Source organism: Pseudomonas sp. GW821-FHT01E05 (assembly GCF_059422425.1).
Window position 1 is genome coordinate 39,244 of the sequence record NZ_JBWKWW010000002.1, and the last position, 16,559, is coordinate 55,802.

Sequence of the window (16,559 nt, forward strand, 5' to 3'; positions counted from 1 at the left end):
CAAGGCATGCTAGCCGCCCTCCGGGCGTCCGGCTTATAGTGCACGTCGCGCCAGTCCAGCCAATCCGCAGGATCACAGTTTGTCCAACGTCACTCTGCCATCTTCCGCGCGCGCATCAAACTCTGCGCCCGGCTCGACCCTGCGCGGCACGCTCAAAGGCGCGTTGGCGACGCTGGTATTGCTGCTGCTCGCCCTGCTGTTCTGGCAGTTGCTCGATCAGCTCAAGCAAACCCAAAAGCACCAGCTTCAATACACCATCGATTACACCGCTGATCTGGCTGATCATGTCAGCCTGAACATGGCGTTGAATGCGCAAATTGCTCTTAACCTGCTACCGCTCGTCGAACAACCGCAGCACATCGACCAACAGCAGGCGCTGCTGAAAAAACTGCAGCTATCACTCCCGGATCTGCGCAGCGTGGCATTGCTGGGGCCGACCGGCGAAGTGCTCAGTGACAGCGCGACGGACAGCCACGACTATGCCTGGCTCGCCGATCTGGTCAAACGCAGCCGTTCCCAGCGCTACTTCTATAGCAACGCAGCCGATGGTTCGGTAGTGCAACTATTGCTGCCCTCATCCAGTGGTGCGACAAACGGTTATTGGGTGTTGCGACTGGCGCCGACATTTTTCCAGTCCCTGACCAAGCCGGCCGATCAACCGGCGCCGCCGATGTGGGTGGTGCAAAACCAGCTCAGTCATCAAATCATCAGTCGCGAGGCTAGCCTTTCGACCGCCAAAACAGATGTATTGACCCCGGATGATCTGACCAACAGCGTCCTGGTCGCGCCCTTGAGCAAAAGCGACTGGCAACTGCGCGGTCTATTCGATAAGCAAGCAGCGCTCAATGAACTGTTGCCTGCCTTCATCGGCAAATGCCTGCTGGGGCTGGCCTTCTCCCTTCTGCCGGTGATCACACTGCTGAACATGCGTCGCCGACAGCGACAATCGAATGAAGGGCGTCGCCGTTATCAGGACATTTTTGACGGCACTGGTGTTGCCCTGTGTGTGCTCGACCTTTCCGGTCTCCAGGCGTTTTTCGACAAAATTCAACTGCAGACCAGCGAACAGCTGTACCTCTGGCTGGAAAACAATCCTGAGCAACGCCAGAAACTGCTGCAAGAATTGCGCATCACCGAAGTCAACCAGGTTGCCTTGCAACTGCTCAAGGTCGAGTCCTGCGAGCAAGCCTGGAAATTCTTGATCGACGGCAGCCCGCTGGACAACAAGGCCATCGGTAACCTGTTGCTCGAGGCTGTACTCAACCAGCAGAAGCAGCTGGAGCAGGAAATCAAGCTCAAGGATGCCCAGGGTCATGACCAGCATCTGTGGCTGGTACTGCGCCTGCCGCAAGAGCAGCACGACTACCGGGCGGTGATTCTCAGTATCAGCGACATCACCAGCCGCAAGCTCGTCGAATTGTCCCTGCTGGAGCGTGAGGGCTTCTGGTCCGACGTCGTGCGCACCGTGCCTGATCATTTGTATGTGCAGGATGTGATCAGCCAACGCATGATCTACAGCAACCACCATCTGGGCCAGACGCTGGGCTACAACAAGACCGAGCTGCATCAGATGGGCGAGTATTTCTGGGAAATCCTGTTACACCCCGAAGACGCCGATCACTATCACCGTTTGCGTCAGGATCAGCGGCAAGCCGGTTACGCGCAATTAATGCAATGCCAACTGCGCTTCCGCCACCGCAACAATCAATGGCGCCGTTTCGATATCCGCGAACAGGCGCTCGCCCGCGACAAGCACGATCAGGTCACGCGCATCATCGGCGTGGCCAAGGACATCACCGACCAGATCGAAGCCAGCGAATCCCTGCGCGACAGTGAGCAGCGCTACCGCATGCTCGCTGAAAGCATCAGCGACGTGATTTTCTCCACTGACAGCACGCTGGCGCTCAATTACGTCAGTCCTTCGGTACAGGCCGTACTCGGTTATGACGCCGACTGGATCTTCCAGAACGGCTGGCAATCGATCATCGCCAACCCACAACAATTGACCGGCATCTACACGCTGATGGAACGGGTCAGCAAAGCCCTGGACAAGCCCGTACAGCTTGCTCAATTGCGCAGCCAGGTGCAGACCCAGTTATTCCTCTTTGACTGCCTGCGGGCCGACGGACGCAAGATTCCAATCGAACTGCGGCTGGTACTGGTGTGGGACGAACACGGTGCCTTCGAAGGTGTGCTCGGCGTCGGCCGTGACATCAGCCAGCAACGCCGTGCGGAAAAAGATCTGCGCATGGCGGCCACGGTATTCGAGCATTCGACCTCGGCGATTCTAATCACCGACCCGGCCGGCTATATCGTCCAGGCCAACGAGGCCTTCAGCCGCGTCAGTGGTTATGCGGTGGCACAAGTCCTCGATCAGTTGCCAAACATGCTGACCGTCGATGATCAGCAAGAAGCTCATCTGCATTATGTCCTCAAGCAACTTCATCAACACAGCACTTGGGAAGGCGAAGTCTGGCTCAAGCGACGCAACGGTGAACATTACCCGGCTTGGGTCGGGATCACTGCGGTGCTGGACGACGAAGGCGACCTCGCCAGCTACGTCTGCTTCTTCAGCGACATCAGCGAGCGCAAGGCCAGTGAGCAGCGCATCCACCGTCTGGCGTATTACGACGCCCTGACCCACCTGCCCAACCGCACACTGTTCCAGGATCGCCTGCACAGCGCATTGCAATCGGCCGAGCGGCAGAAGTCCTGGGTAGTGCTGATGTTCCTCGACCTTGACCGCTTCAAACCGATCAACGACTCCCTCGGTCATGCCGCCGGCGATCGCATGCTCAAGGAAATGGCCATACGCCTGCTCGGCTGCGTCGATGATGACGACACTGTGGCGCGCATGGGCGGCGATGAGTTCACCTTGCTTCTGCAACCGCGGGCCAACCGTGAAATAGCACTGAATCGAGCCATTCACGTCGCTGAACAAATCCTCGCCAGCCTGGTCAAGCCGTTCGTGCTCGAAGGCCGGGAATTCTTTGTCACCGCCAGTATCGGTATTGCCTTGAGTCCGCAGGACGGCAACGAGCTGAGCCAATTGATGAAGAACGCCGACACTGCGATGTACCACGCCAAGGAGCGCGGCAAGAACAACTTCCAGTTCTATCAGGCGGACATGAATGCCAGCGCCCTGGAACGCCTGGAACTGGAAAGCGATTTGCGCCATGCCCTCGAGCAAAATGAATTCGTTCTCTACTACCAGCCGCAATTCAGCGGCGACGGCAAACGCCTGACCGGCGCCGAAGCCCTGCTGCGCTGGCGTCATCCACGGCGCGGGCTGGTGCCGCCGGGAGACTTTATCCCGGTGCTCGAAGAGCTCGGGTTGGTGGTGGATGTTGGCGACTGGGTAATCAGCGAGGCCTGCCGTCAGCTCAAAACCTGGCACCAAGCCAAGGTCCGGGTACCGAAAGTCTCGGTGAACATCTCGGCCCGGCAGTTCTCCGACGGTCAGCTCGGCACGCGGATCGCCACCATCCTCAAGGACATCGGCTTGCCACCGGCCTGCCTTGAGCTGGAACTGACCGAAAGCATTCTGATGCGCGAAGTCAGCGAGGCGATGCAGATCCTCGCCGGCCTGAAAAACCTCGGTCTGAGCATCGCGGTCGACGACTTCGGTACCGGCTACTCGTCACTGAACTACTTGAAGCAGTTCCCCATCGATGTGCTGAAAATCGACCGCACCTTCGTTGATGGCCTGCCGTCTGGCGAACAGGACGCGCAGATCGCCCGGGCAATCATCGCCATGGCCCACAGCCTGAACCTGGCGGTGATCGCCGAGGGCGTGGAAACCCATGAGCAACTGGACTTCCTCCGTGAACACGGTTGTGACGAAGTGCAGGGTTACCTGTTCGGCCGCCCGATGCCGGCCAACCGCTTCGAAGCGCAGTTCAGCAATGATGCGCTCTTCATGTTCGATTGAGATTTTGTGGTGATGCGGGCGACCCCATCGCGAGCAAGCGAACGTCGCCCGGCCCTTCCCACATTTGGTATGCGTTCCCCAGTGGGAGCGAGCCTGCTCGCGATGAGGCCCGCACGATCGCCGCCAATCCCCTCATGAAAGCCACTTGTCTGCGACATGATGTCCTTTCATATGCCAGACAAAACCCATTGGGTTAGAATGCCTTCCTTTTCTGCCCCCCCGATCCTTGAGGACCGCCATGTTCAGCCGTGATTTGACTATTGCCAAGTACGACGCCGACCTTTTTGCCGCCATGGAGCAAGAAGCTCAGCGCCAGGAAGAACACATCGAGCTGATCGCTTCGGAAAACTACACCAGCCCAGCGGTGATGGAAGCTCAAGGCTCGGTACTGACCAACAAATACGCCGAAGGCTACCCAGGCAAGCGCTACTACGGTGGTTGCGAGTACGTTGACGTGGTTGAGCAACTGGCCATCGACCGCGCCAAAGAACTGTTCGGCGCCGATTACGCCAACGTTCAACCGCACGCCGGCTCCCAAGCCAACAGCGCGGTTTACCTGGCCCTGCTGCAAGCCGGTGACACCATCCTGGGCATGAGCCTGGCCCACGGCGGTCACCTGACCCACGGTGCCAGCGTCTCCTCCTCCGGCAAACTGTACAACGCCGTGCAGTACGGCATCGACAGCAACGGCCTGATCGACTACGACGAAGTCGAGCGCCTGGCGGTAGAACACAAGCCAAAAATGATCGTGGCCGGTTTCTCTGCCTACTCGCAGATTCTGGACTTCCCGCGCTTCCGTGAAATCGCTGACAAGGTCGGCGCCTACCTGTTCGTCGACATGGCTCACGTAGCCGGTCTGGTCGCTGCTGGCGTCTACCCGAACCCGGTTCCATTTGCTGACGTCGTGACCACCACCACTCACAAGACCCTGCGCGGTCCACGTGGCGGCCTGATCCTGGCTCGCGCCAACGCCGACATCGAGAAGAAGCTGAACTCCGCCGTATTCCCGGGCGCCCAGGGTGGCCCGCTGGAACACGTGATCGCAGCCAAGGCGATCTGCTTCAAAGAAGCGCTGCAGCCTGAGTTCAAGATCTATCAGCAACAAGTGGTCAAGAACGCCCAGGCCATGGCCGGTGTGTTCATCGAGCGCGGTTTCGACGTGGTGTCTGGCGGTACTGAAAACCACCTGTTCCTGCTGTCCCTGATCAAACAGGAAATCTCCGGTAAAGACGCCGACGCCGCTCTGGGCAAGGCTTTCATCACCGTGAACAAGAACTCGGTCCCGAACGATCCACGTTCCCCGTTCGTCACCTCCGGCCTGCGTTTCGGTACACCTGCAGTCACTACTCGTGGCTTCAAAGAGGCTGAGTGCAAAGAGCTGGCCGGCTGGATCTGCGACATCCTGGCAGACCTGAACAACGACGCCGTCATCGACGCCGTTCGCGAGAAGGTCAAGGCCATCTGCAAAAAGCTGCCGGTATACGGCGCTTAATCAGCCCGTTTAACCGCAACACAAAGAAACCGGTCAGTGATGGCCGGTTTTTTTTCGCCTGTAAAACAGCTCAAGCTCGGGCATCGCCACCCAACTGGTAAGACCGGTAAAGCCAATTCATTATTTTCTGCTTGCGATCACCTGAAAACAGCGCCTAAACTGCGCCTGCACTGGACATACCGGTAAGACCACAATAATTAAGTCCTGAATCTGATGCGCACAGCGCACAGCACCCAGGACACTCACCAGGATTCCTCCCATGCTCAGATGGTGCTCGCGCTCAATTTTCCTTCAAGTTGTCCTTGGCCTGGTGCTTGGCATCATCTGCGGACTGGTCCTTCCCGAATACTCCGCCCAGCTAAAACCTCTCGGCGACGGCTTCATCAAACTGATCAAAATGCTCATCGGCCTGATCGTGTTCTGCGTGGTAGTCAGCGGCATTTCCGGCGCTGGCGATCTGAAAAAGGTCGGGCGCATCGGCCTCAAATCGGTGATTTACTTCGAAGTGCTGACCACCATCGCCTTGGTGATCGGTCTGGTGTTCGCGTTCAGCACCGGCATCGGCAGTGGTGCGAATATTCATCTGGATCAACTTTCCACCGCCGACATGGGTGACATCGCCCAGCGTGGCCAGCATATGCACACTACCACCCAGTTCCTGATGGATCTGATTCCGACCTCGGTGATTGGTGCATTCGCCGACAACAACATCCTGCAAGTGCTGCTGTTTTCGGTGTTGTTCGGCAGCGCGTTGAACCTGGTGGGTGAGGCGGCTTCGGGAATCTCGCGACTGATCAACGAGCTTAGCCATGTGATCTTCCGCATCATGGGCATGATCGTACGTCTGGCACCGATTGGTGTGTTTGGTGCGATTGCCTTCACCACCAGCAAATATGGCGTGGACTCACTGCAACACCTGGGCAGTCTGATCGGTCTGTTCTACCTGACGTGTGCGGTGTTCGTGTCATTGATCCTGGGTCTGGTGATGCGTCTTTCCGGCCTACGGATGCTGCCGTTTCTCAAGTACCTGCGCGAAGAGTTGCTGATCGTTCTGGGCACCGCCTCCTCCGACGCCGTGTTGCCGCAAATCATGCGCAAACTTGAGCATCTGGGCATCGGCAGTTCGACGGTGGGCCTGGTGATTCCCACCGGATACTCATTCAACCTCGATGGTTTTTCGATCTACTTGACCCTGGCCATCGTGTTCATCGCCAATGCCACCGGTACGCCGCTGGCCATGACCGATTTGCTGACGATCCTGCTGGTCTCGCTGATCACCTCCAAAGGCGCCCACGGCATTCCAGGCTCGGCACTGGTGATTCTGGCGGCGACCCTGACTGCGATCCCGGCGATTCCGGTGGTAGGTCTGGTGCTGGTACTCGCGGTGGACTGGTTCATGGGCATCGGCCGGGCACTGACCAACCTGATCGGTAACTGTGTCGCCACCGTGGCCATCGCCCGTTGGGAAAAAGACATCGATGTCCAGCGTGCCAACAAGGTACTGTCCGGCGAGCAGGGTTACACCTTCCAGCCGCGTAAAGCCCCACCACCGGCACATCAGCAAGAGTTTTGACCCAACCTTGTGCCTGTCATTGGCAGGCACAATAACCAACGCCTTACCGACTCTCATGGAGTGAACAGTGATCACCTCGTCAACAGTTGTAAATTCAGTGGTTCAAAAGCTTCGCGCCGCGTTGGCGCGTGGGCAGTGGCGCTCTGGCGATATGTTGCCGGGGCAACGCGAACTGGCTGAACAACTGGGCATCAGTCGGCCGAGCCTGCGTGAAGCGGTAATTGTGCTGGAGACCCTCGGCCTGGTGCGCTCCATGCCCGGCAAGGGCGTGGTGGTACTGGAAGCCAGCCTCGATGATGCGCCAACCACTGACAGTGGCGTGGCCGGCGCCAGCCTGGAGGATGTACTGCAACTGCGTTACACCCTCGAACCGTTCATTGTCGGGCTGGTTGCCCAATCCATCAGCAGCAAGGAAATCGGCCAACTGCGCCTGACGCTGATGGACATGCGCGAAGCCCTCGAATCCAATGACAGCGAAGCCGGGATGAACGCCTACATCGACTTCCACGAAGAGCTGTTCACCCTGACATCGAACCCGATCTTCCAGAACGTCGTGCAGCAAACCAGCAATGCGCTCAAACAGAGCGCCGAGATGCTGCGCAATTCGCCGGAGCATTTGGCCGAGCGCCTGGAAGAAAACGAAACCGTGGTGCGTGCGATCCGCAGCAAAAACAGCGCCCTGGCCAGCGCCGAAATGCGCCGGCACATCCTTCAGGAAGGGAAACGCATGGGCATTGAACTGAACATCCCGGACGACAATCTGGGCTAATAGCTGTAGTAGAAAAAACCCTATCGGCAACCGGACTGGAGACAGGCCATGAGTTCCTACGCCTTGAAGAATCCCGTTTTCTCGATTTCTGCCGCCCTGCCCCTGCGCCGCCAGAGCGAAAAAAAGCGTTGCGTCGACGACATCTATCCGCAGATTTTCGACGCCATTCTCGAACAACGCATTGCCCCGGCCAGCCGATTCACCGAAGAAAGCCTTGGCCAGGCATTCGGTGTCAGCCGCAGTATCATCCGCCAGGTACTGGCGCGATTGTCTCATCAGCAGGTGATCATTCTGCGGCCCAATCATCGCCCGCAAGTCGCGGCCCCCGATGCCGAACAAACTCGCCAGATACTCCACGCCCGAAGGCTGACAGAAACCACCCTGGTGCGACTGGCCTGCCAACAACCAACTTCCCGGCACCTGCCGCAGTTACACGAATTGATCGACCGCGAACGCCGCTGCATCGAACAAAACCAACGCGGGTCGGCGATTCGCCTGTCGGGTGAGTTCCATCTGCAACTCGCGCAAGTCGCCGGCAATGCACCGCTGGCCCAATTTCTCGGAAGCCTGGTGCCGCTGACTTCACTGGCTATCGCCTGCTATGAAGAACAGTCGTGCAGTCATTGTGCGTGGCAGGAGCATGCGGCGATTGTCGAGGCAGTGGAGCGCGGGGATGCCAAGGCTGCCGAGGGGTTGATGACCCTGCATCTGGATCATCTTGAGGAGAAACTGCTGAACTCAGGGCTAGCGTCTAGTTGAAATCGTGTTGCCGGTTAGATCGCCTTCGCGAGCAAGCCCGCTCCCACATTGGATTGGTGGTGTTCACAAATATTGTGTTCACAGGTGATCTAGTGTGGGAGCGAGCCTGCTCGCGATAGCGGTCTCAAACACGCTGGAAATATTCGACCTTACTCAGCCGCCACTCGCGCAAACCCTGCGCGGATTTTCTCTTCCGGCAATTCATCGGCGATAAACACGATCACGCTCTCGCGCGCTTCATCCTCGGCCCACTCGGCGTCCCAATCGAAGCCATACAACTTCAGCACGCCCTGAAACACCATGCGTCGTGGTTCGTTGATGATGTTCAGCACACCTTTGTAGCGCAGCAGTTGCTTGCCGTGGTCTTCCAGCAGTTCGTTCATGAACTCGCTGAGCTTGTCGATATCCAGCGCTTTGTCGGTACGCAGCACCAGGCTGGAGATGCGGTCGATGGAAGGCGCCTTGCTCACCGGGCGCAGGCTTACACCGCCGCCGAGGTCGGCGTTGAGATTGAAGCCACGCACATCGAGCAACTCGGCCAGATCGATCTTGCCGTGTTCGACCACGCGAATCGGCGCGCGACGATTGATCCGGGTCAGACGTTCACTCAGAGCGTTAAACGTCGCCTCGTCGACCAGATCGCGCTTACTCACCAGCAAGCGATCGGCAAAACCGATCTGTGCCTGGGCAATCGTCTGGGTCAGGTGATGTTCAGCGTGCGCCGCATCAACCAGTGTGATGATGCCGTCGAGGATATAGCGTTCGCGCAGTTCTTCATCAATGAAGAAGGTTTGCGCCACCGGCGCCGGATCCGCCAGACCAGTGCATTCGATCACCAGCCGGTCGAAGGCGATTTCTCCGCTGTCCAGACGCTCCAATAACAAGTACAGCGCCTTGGTCAGATCGGTGTGAATGGTGCAGCAGACGCAACCGTTGGACAGGGTCATGACTTGCACTGGCTCTTCGCCCAGCAGCTCGGCGTCTATGTTGGCGTCGCTGAATTCGTTTTCAATCACGGCGATTTTCAAACCGTGTTCGGCCTTGAGCAAATGGCGCAACAGCGTGGTTTTGCCGGCGCCGAGAAAGCCGCTAAGGACCGTGACGGGGATGGTGGGTAGCAAAACGAATATCTCCCATATGCAGAAAAAACTGTAGGAGCACGGCTTGCCGGCGATGACGTCCAGAGGATCGCAATCGCCGGCAAGCCGTGCTCCTACAGTGGTGTGTTGCTTAAACGCCGTATTTCAACAGCATTTCGGACCGCCCTTGCCTCCGTAGCGAGCCTCCTGGCGTTCGCGAAAGAACGCCTCGTAGCTCATCACCGGCTTGTCCGGGTGTTTGGTTTGCATATGCTCGACGTAGGTGTCGTAGTCGGGCATGCCGACCATCAGGCGCGCGGCCTGACCGAGGTACTTACCGAGGCGACTCAGGTCATTGAACATGGCTGCAACCCTCTATTACGCTTCCGGCTGGGCCTGGAATGGCGTTTCTTTGTCCGTGCGCTCTTTGCTGCCCCAGGACGAAACACCGACCTTGAGGGCATAGAACAGGATGCTGAATACCACAAACAGGAACAGCGCCGTCAGTGTCGCATTGGTGTAGGCGTTGTAGATCACATGCTGCATCTGGGTGATGTCCTTGGCCGGGGCGAGGATCTGACCGCTGGCCAGCGCATCGCTGTATTTCCTGGCCAGGGACAGGAAACCGATCGCCGGGTTGGCGTCGAACAGCTTGATGAAGCCTGCGGTGGTGGTGCAGATCAGCAGCCAGACTGCCGGCAGCAAGGTCACCCAGATGTAGCGCTGGCGTTTCATCTTGATCAGTACGACAGTGGCGAGCATCAGCGCGATACCGGCCAGCATCTGGTTGGAGATACCGAACAGCGGCCACAAGGTGTTGATGCCACCCAGCGGATCGATCACACCTTGGTACAGCAGATAACCCCACATCGCCACGCACCCGGCGGTCGCGATCAGGTTGGCGGTCCAGGATTCAGTGCGCCGAAGAGCCGGAACGAAAGAGCCGAGCAAGTCCTGCAGCATGAAACGACCGGCACGGGTACCGGCGTCGACGGCGGTCAGGATGAACAGTGCCTCGAACAGAATCGCGAAGTGGTACCAGAACGCCATGGTGTTTTCACCCGGCAGTACGTGGTGCAGGATCTGTGCGATACCGACCGCCAGGGTTGGAGCGCCACCAGCACGGGCCAGAACCGTGGTTTCACCGATGTCCCTGGCCACCGCTTGCAGCGCTTCCGGGGTAATTGCAAAACCCCAACTGCTGACCGCTTGAGCAACCGAAACAGCATCAGCGCCGACAATGGCCGCCGGGCTGTTCATCGCGAAGTACACGCCCGGTTCGATCACCGAAGCAGCCACCATGGCCATGATGGCCACGAAGGATTCCATCAGCATGCCGCCGTAACCGATGTAACGGGCGTTGCTTTCGTTATCCAGCAGTTTCGGCGTGGTCCCGGAGGCAATCAGCGCGTGGAAACCAGACACCGCACCACAAGCGATGGTGATAAACAGGAACGGGAACAGCCCGCCCTTCCATACCGGCCCGGTACCGTCGGTGAACTGGGTCAGTGCCGGCATTTTCAGCTCGGGCATGGTGATCAGAATGCCGATCGCCAGGGCGATGATGGTGCCGATCTTGAGGAAGGTTGAGAGGTAGTCACGCGGCGCCAGAATCAGCCAGACCGGCAGTACCGCCGCGACGAAACCGTAGCCAATCAGCATCCAGGTGATCTGGATGCCGGTAAAGCTGAACGCTTTGGCCCACACGGGATCGGCGGCAATCTGCCCGCCCAGCCAGATCGAACCCAGCAACAGCAACACCCCGACAAGGGAGATTTCACCGATGCGACCCGGGCGGATGTAGCGCATGTAGATGCCCATGAACATCGCGATCGGGATGGTCGCCATCACCGTGAAAATACCCCACGGGCTTTCGGCCAAGGCCTTGACCACGATCAGCGCCAGCACCGCGAGGATGATGATCATGATCAGGAAGCAGCCAAACAGCGCGATGGTGCCAGGAATGCGGCCCATTTCTTCACGGACCATGTCGCCCAAAGAACGGCCGTTGCGGCGGGTCGACATGAACAGGACCATGAAGTCCTGCACGGCGCCAGCCAGCACCACACCGGCGATCAGCCACAGCGTACCGGGCAGGTAGCCCATCTGCGCTGCCAGAACCGGGCCGACCAACGGCCCCGCACCGGCAATGGCTGCGAAGTGGTGACCGAAGAGCACATGTTTGTTGGTCGGCACATAGTCCAGACCGTCGTTGTTGAGCACTGCGGGAGTGGCCCGCAGTGGATCAAGCTGCATCACATTGTTAGCGATAAACAGACTGTAGTAACGATAAGCAACCAGATAAATAGCCACTGCCGCAACCACAATCCACAAGGCGTTGATCGCCTCGCCGCGGCGCAAGGCCACTACCCCTAAGGCACACGCACCTACGATTGCCAGCAGCAGCCAGGGTAAGTGGCGTAGCAGGCTATTATTGTTTTTCATCTTTTTCTTCCAGCCAGGTGGACTTGAGAGAAACTCACCTCGAGTTTAGACCTGTTTGCATTAAAGACCATACCCGACATTGGTCTGGAGCCTTGTTTCAAGGCTCCCTTCCCCCTCCTGAGTGAGCACAGACGGTGGCAGCTTCTACAGATGCGGGTCTATAGTCAGCAAACATCAAGAGGACTGCGCCATGAGCGACCACCCTGCAGATCGCCGCCGCTTCAAACGTATAGCCTTCGACGCCACGACTGAACTCAGCCAGGGCGGGAATCGTTGGCCAGTGCAGCTGATTGATCTGTCACTCAAGGGCTTGCTGATCGAACGTCCCGAGCCTTGGCAGGGGAACAAGGAACAGATTTTTTCCGTCGACATTCACTTGAGCAAGGAGGTCGAGATCGCCATGGACGTACAGCTTACCCATGAAGATCACGGCCAGCTTGGCTTCGTCTGCCGGTACATCAACCTGGAATCTGTCAGCCGCCTGCGGCGCTTGATCGAGCTCAATCTGGGCGATCAGGCCGTACTTGAACGGGAGCTGGGAGCGCTGATCAAGATTTGATCATGACGGATCAACCAGGAGCCGGCCGCAAGTCGCCTGGAGGCGGGATACATTAAAGATCGTATCCCGAGTCGTCTTTATTCGAACAGCGCGTCCAATGCCTGCTCAAGACGTGTCACGGCAATAATCTGCAACCCTGGCGGCGCCTCTTTCGGTGCGTTGCCCTTGGGTACGATGGCCCGCTTGAAGCCGTGTTTGGCGGCCTCTTTCAGGCGCTCCTGACCGCTGGGTACCGGTCGCACTTCACCGGACAAACCCACTTCGCCAAACACCAGCAGATCATGGGGCAAAGGCCGGTTGCGCAAACTGGACATCACCGCCGCCATCAACGCCAGGTCGGAAGCGGTTTCCAATACCTTGACCCCGCCGACCACGTTGAGGAATACATCCTGATCATGGGTCGGAATGCCGCCATGTCGATGCAGGACCGCCAACAGCATGGCCAGTCGATTCTGATCCAGGCCCAGGGTTACCCGACGCGGGTTGGCCAGGTGAGTGTCGTCCACCAGTGCCTGGACTTCCACCAGCATCGGCCGGGTGCCTTCCCAGGTGGCCATCACCACACTGCCCGGCACTTCTTCCTGAGCGCGAGTAAGGAAAATTGCCGACGGGTTAGAGACTTCTTTCAGACCTTTGTCGGTCATGCCGAACACACCTAATTCATTGACTGCGCCGAAGCGGTTTTTCACCGCCCGCAACAGACGCAGACGGCCATCCGACTCACCTTCGAAATACAGCACGGTATCAACCATATGCTCCAGCACCCGCGGCCCGGCCAGTGCCCCCTCTTTAGTGACGTGGCCGACCAGGAAAATCGCGGTACCGCTCTGTTTCGCGTAACGCACCAGCAACGCCGCACTTTCGCGCACCTGGGACACGCCACCCGGCGCCGATTGCAGTTGCTCGGTGAAGATGGTCTGAATGGAGTCGATCACCATGACTTTCGGCTTTTCTACCCGAGCCGTAGCAATGATGGTTTCGATGCAGGTTTCGGTCATCACCCGCAGCTTGTCCTGAGGCAATCCCAGGCGACGGGCGCGCATGGCGACTTGCTGCTGGGACTCTTCGCCTGTGACGTACAACGCCGGCATGCGCGCGGCAAGACTGCATAAGGTTTGTAACAGGATGGTCGACTTGCCGATGCCCGGATCACCACCAATCAACACCACCGAACCGTCTACCAGACCGCCGCCGAGCACCCGGTCCAGCTCGCCGGATGCCGTGGAAAAACGCGGAACTTCTTCAACGCTGACTTCGGCCAGCGTCTTGATCTGAGCCTGCTGCCCGGTCCAGCCAGTACGTCCGCTGGGAGCCGCGGCCGCACCGCTTTCCAGCACGGTTTCGACCAGCGTATTCCAGGCGCCGCATTCGCCGCATTGGCCGGCCCACTTGGGGAAGGTTGCGCCGCACTCCGTGCAGCCGTACATGCGCTTTGCCTTGGCCATCAGAACTCCAACGAAAAACCGCGATGATAGCTCAGCTGGCGGCGATCAGCGCGGCGCACGCCGTATGGATTTCAATCTTGCCGTTGCGTTTACACCAAAGCTGAGTCGCTTCAAGGCAGGTTCAATCAACCCATTTCGCCAGACGCTTTAGTAACGTGTTCTATTTCCTGTAATGGGTCAGGCGAATTACGATTGAGTACTAGTTGTACAACTTTCGTTTTGACGCATCAGTCCAGACCTCGACCCGGCCCATTAAACCAAACCAAAGCTTGTACAAACCTTGCTACTTAAAAAGCGCAATGTACAAGCAACACGCTGAAAAGCACCTTTAACGCAACGCCCATCACCTTAGTCCTGCCACTTCAAACTTACCCGGAAAACTTGATAAGCATTTTAGAGCAACTCTTTTGCGACGAACCTTTTTTGCCATAAGCTTGATTCCTCGCGTCGGTCAACTTTTAGAGGTGCACTTGCGCTACTGCTTTCCTCCGACAACTGCTGACGTACCGCCATTGAACTACAACACCGTCTGTTTATACCTACTGTTTTGGAGCATAAAAACAAACCAACCAGACATAAGTCATCGATATTACCACCCGCGATCCAGAGCGTTGCGACAAGCTTGCGCCCCCTCCCGCAGCAATGCGTGAGCATCGGCCGGGCTGGTTCGAGGTGAGGACTTTGGCCTTGGGCAGCCCTTCAGCTTTTCGGCCACGATAATGGAATCCCCACGGACTTCGCGCGCGATTGAGGGCACGTTGTAAACCATTTGCTGCCGGCAGGTCGATGCCTGCGAGCGCTATAAGCAGTTGCGTCGAGCAAGATGCGTTTTGCTGAATTACACTGCGCTCACCAACCTCATCTGTAACAGGGAAATAACCTATGGGCGTGCTAAGTGAGTTCAAGGCCTTCGCGGTCAAAGGTAATGTGGTCGACATGGCCGTCGGTATCATCATCGGCGCGGCTTTCGGCAAAATCGTTTCGTCATTTGTAGGTGACGTGGTGATGCCGCCCATTGGCCTGCTGATCGGTGGGGTGGATTTCGCTGACCTGGCGGTCACGCTCAAAGCGGCTCAGGGCGGCACTCCGGCAGTGGTCATGGCCTATGGCAAATTCATCCAGAGCATCATCGACTTCCTGATTATCGCGTTCGCGATTTTCATGGGTGTGAAGGCAATCAATCGCCTGAAACGCGAAGAGGCCGTTGCGCCAACCCTGCCGCCGGTTCCGACCAAGGAAGAAGAGCTGCTTGGCGAAATTCGCGACCTGCTCAAAGCGCAGAACAACAGAGCCTGAACGCTCCTGTCGCGATAAAGAACGGCGCCATCAAGGCGCCGTTTTTTTTACCAGTAACTCTCTACAGCAACCTGTCCGGGCCTGCGACTCAGGCTCAGTTGCATATCACGCTTTTTAAGCATGCTACGCGTGTCATCGATCATCTGCGGGTTACCACAGAGCATCACCCGCGAATGCTCGGCCGTAAGCTCCACGCCTGCGGCTCGCTCCAGTTCGCCACTCTCGATCAACCGGGTGATCCGCCCGTTCAAGGCTCCCGAAGACTGCTCGCGGGTGACCGTCGCGATGAACTGCAATTTATGGCCGTACTCAGCCAGGTACTCACGCTGTGCCAGTCCGGCTATCAGGTCCTGGTAGGCCAGCTCTCGTGCTTCGCGCACGCTATAAACCAAGATGATTCGCTCGAATTTTTCCCACACATCAAAGTCCTGCAGGATCGACAAAAACGGCGCAACGCCCGTACCTGTGGATAACAACCAAAGATCACGGCCACTGGAAAAGCGGTCAAGGGTCAGAAAACCGAATGCCTGGCGCTCGACCAATAATGTATCGCCCTCCCCCAAACGACTCAGCTCACTGGTGAACTCACCACCCGGAACGACAATGGAAAAAAATTCAAGAAACTCGTCATGAGGTGAAGACACCATGGAATAGGCCCGCCACACCGTACTGCCATCCGCTTTGGTAACCCCCAGGCGAGCGAATTGCCCGGCCTGGAATCGGAAGCCCGGATCCCGGGTGGTGCGCAACATAAACAGGCCAGGAGTCAGCGGTTGTACGTCGAGCAACGTTTGGCGGGTAAATTTTTCGGCGCTGACAGTCATGGGGCGCTCCATTGAACAGGTACCCCAGTTTCCCGCAAAGCCGAGCCCAGGAACACCGGCGATTTGTAATGTTATCGGGCTGTGTGTGTGTGTGTGTGTGAGTGTGGCACACGCTCAACATAATCTTTAAACGAATGAGACTGACAGCATAGTGATAGATTCTGACTATATATTGCACTAACCAGGTTTGGTTTAAACAATCGCAACACTATTAAACCCCCCTCACTCTTCCCGACCATTAGAGGATGCAGGGTATTTTTATGCCATGTCACATTGTGAGCTTGCTAATAATAAAATCGTTCAATTTCGAACAAAGTCCTCAGCATTTCCGAAAGAAATATCCTACACTCGGTTTTCGAGTTTTCCTTGGATCCAATGCAATACCCT

At 57.6% G+C, this 16,559-nt stretch carries 12 protein-coding genes; 7 read left to right on the plus strand and 5 right to left on the minus strand.

What is annotated here, in order from left to right:
• Window positions 1-79: 79 nt before the first annotated feature.
• The 5 genes from AC07W5_RS03745 to AC07W5_RS03765 all read left to right on the plus strand — a co-directional run bounded on the left by AC07W5_RS03745 (window position 80) and on the right by AC07W5_RS03765 (window position 8,524).
• On the plus strand, window positions 80-3,931 hold the full coding sequence (locus tag AC07W5_RS03745; RefSeq protein WP_495022804.1) for a sensor domain-containing protein: 3,852 nt from the start codon (window positions 80-82) through the stop codon (window positions 3,929-3,931).
• 238 nt (window positions 3,932-4,169) lie between these two features.
• Window positions 4,170-5,423: a serine hydroxymethyltransferase gene (glyA, locus tag AC07W5_RS03750; RefSeq protein WP_494993589.1), complete on the plus strand. Its 1,254-nt coding sequence runs from the start codon at window positions 4,170-4,172 to the stop codon at window positions 5,421-5,423.
• Window positions 5,424-5,682: 259 nt separating this feature from the next.
• Complete coding sequence (locus tag AC07W5_RS03755; RefSeq protein WP_495022805.1) at window positions 5,683-6,996, plus strand: C4-dicarboxylate transporter DctA; 1,314 nt, start codon at window positions 5,683-5,685, stop codon at window positions 6,994-6,996.
• A gap of 67 nt (window positions 6,997-7,063) precedes the next feature.
• On the plus strand, window positions 7,064-7,765 hold the full coding sequence (locus AC07W5_RS03760) for a FadR/GntR family transcriptional regulator (protein ID WP_494993587.1): 702 nt from the start codon (window positions 7,064-7,066) through the stop codon (window positions 7,763-7,765).
• Between the two features lie 48 nt (window positions 7,766-7,813).
• Window positions 7,814-8,524 (plus strand): GntR family transcriptional regulator, encoded by a 711-nt coding sequence (locus AC07W5_RS03765; RefSeq protein ID WP_495022806.1) that lies wholly within the window; start codon window positions 7,814-7,816, stop codon window positions 8,522-8,524.
• A 149-nt stretch (window positions 8,525-8,673) separates the two neighbouring features.
• On the opposite strand, the gene yjiA is transcribed toward AC07W5_RS03765, so the two are convergent.
• The 3 genes from yjiA to AC07W5_RS03780 form a co-directional block, all read right to left on the minus strand.
• Window positions 8,674-9,645 (minus strand): GTPase, encoded by a 972-nt coding sequence (gene yjiA, locus AC07W5_RS03770; RefSeq protein WP_495022807.1) that lies wholly within the window; start codon window positions 9,643-9,645, stop codon window positions 8,674-8,676.
• A gap of 123 nt (window positions 9,646-9,768) precedes the next feature.
• Window positions 9,769-9,966, minus strand: a complete 198-nt coding sequence (locus AC07W5_RS03775; protein WP_010448516.1) for a YbdD/YjiX family protein — start codon at window positions 9,964-9,966, stop codon at window positions 9,769-9,771.
• A gap of 15 nt (window positions 9,967-9,981) precedes the next feature.
• Window positions 9,982-12,048 carry a carbon starvation CstA family protein gene (locus AC07W5_RS03780; RefSeq protein ID WP_494993584.1) on the minus strand — a complete coding sequence of 689 codons (2,067 nt, stop codon included), beginning with the start codon at window positions 12,046-12,048 and terminating at the stop codon, window positions 9,982-9,984.
• Between the two features lie 190 nt (window positions 12,049-12,238).
• On the opposite strand from AC07W5_RS03780, the gene AC07W5_RS03785 reads away from it, so the two are divergent.
• Window positions 12,239-12,607, plus strand: coding sequence for a PilZ domain-containing protein (locus tag AC07W5_RS03785; RefSeq protein ID WP_494993583.1), 369 nt, complete (start codon window positions 12,239-12,241; stop codon window positions 12,605-12,607).
• Between the two features lie 77 nt (window positions 12,608-12,684).
• On the opposite strand, the gene radA is transcribed toward AC07W5_RS03785, so the two are convergent.
• Window positions 12,685-14,052, minus strand: coding sequence for a DNA repair protein RadA (radA, locus tag AC07W5_RS03790; protein WP_494993582.1), 1,368 nt, complete (start codon window positions 14,050-14,052; stop codon window positions 12,685-12,687).
• Window positions 14,053-14,934: 882 nt separating this feature from the next.
• Between radA and mscL the strand changes: the two genes are divergently transcribed.
• Window positions 14,935-15,348 carry a large-conductance mechanosensitive channel protein MscL gene (mscL, locus tag AC07W5_RS03795; protein ID WP_494993581.1) on the plus strand — a complete coding sequence of 138 codons (414 nt, stop codon included), beginning with the start codon at window positions 14,935-14,937 and terminating at the stop codon, window positions 15,346-15,348.
• A 47-nt stretch (window positions 15,349-15,395) separates the two neighbouring features.
• Here mscL and AC07W5_RS03800 read toward each other — a convergent pair whose 3' ends face one another.
• Entirely contained in the window at window positions 15,396-16,172 is a 777-nt protein-coding gene (locus AC07W5_RS03800) for a ferredoxin--NADP reductase (RefSeq protein WP_495022808.1), read from the minus strand.
• Between the last annotated feature and the right edge of the window lie 387 nt (window positions 16,173-16,559).

Bases quoted from the DNA above. Each gene is read 5' to 3' on its own strand.
- glyA (WP_494993589.1), top strand. From the start codon at position 4,170: ATGTTCAGCCGTGATTTGACTATTGCCAAGTACGACGCCGACCTTTTT.
- AC07W5_RS03755 (WP_495022805.1), top strand. From the start codon at position 5,683: ATGCTCAGATGGTGCTCGCGCTCAATTTTCCTTCAAGTTGTCCTTGGC.
- AC07W5_RS03765 (WP_495022806.1), top strand. From the start codon at position 7,814: ATGAGTTCCTACGCCTTGAAGAATCCCGTTTTCTCGATTTCTGCCGCC.
- AC07W5_RS03775 (WP_010448516.1), bottom strand. From the start codon at position 9,966: ATGTTCAATGACCTGAGTCGCCTCGGTAAGTACCTCGGTCAGGCCGCG.
- AC07W5_RS03780 (WP_494993584.1), bottom strand. From the start codon at position 12,048: ATGAAAAACAATAATAGCCTGCTACGCCACTTACCCTGGCTGCTGCTG.
- AC07W5_RS03785 (WP_494993583.1), top strand. From the start codon at position 12,239: ATGAGCGACCACCCTGCAGATCGCCGCCGCTTCAAACGTATAGCCTTC.
- radA (WP_494993582.1), bottom strand. From the start codon at position 14,052: ATGGCCAAGGCAAAGCGCATGTACGGCTGCACGGAGTGCGGCGCAACC.
- mscL (WP_494993581.1), top strand. From the start codon at position 14,935: ATGGGCGTGCTAAGTGAGTTCAAGGCCTTCGCGGTCAAAGGTAATGTG.
- AC07W5_RS03800 (WP_495022808.1), bottom strand. From the start codon at position 16,172: ATGACTGTCAGCGCCGAAAAATTTACCCGCCAAACGTTGCTCGACGTA.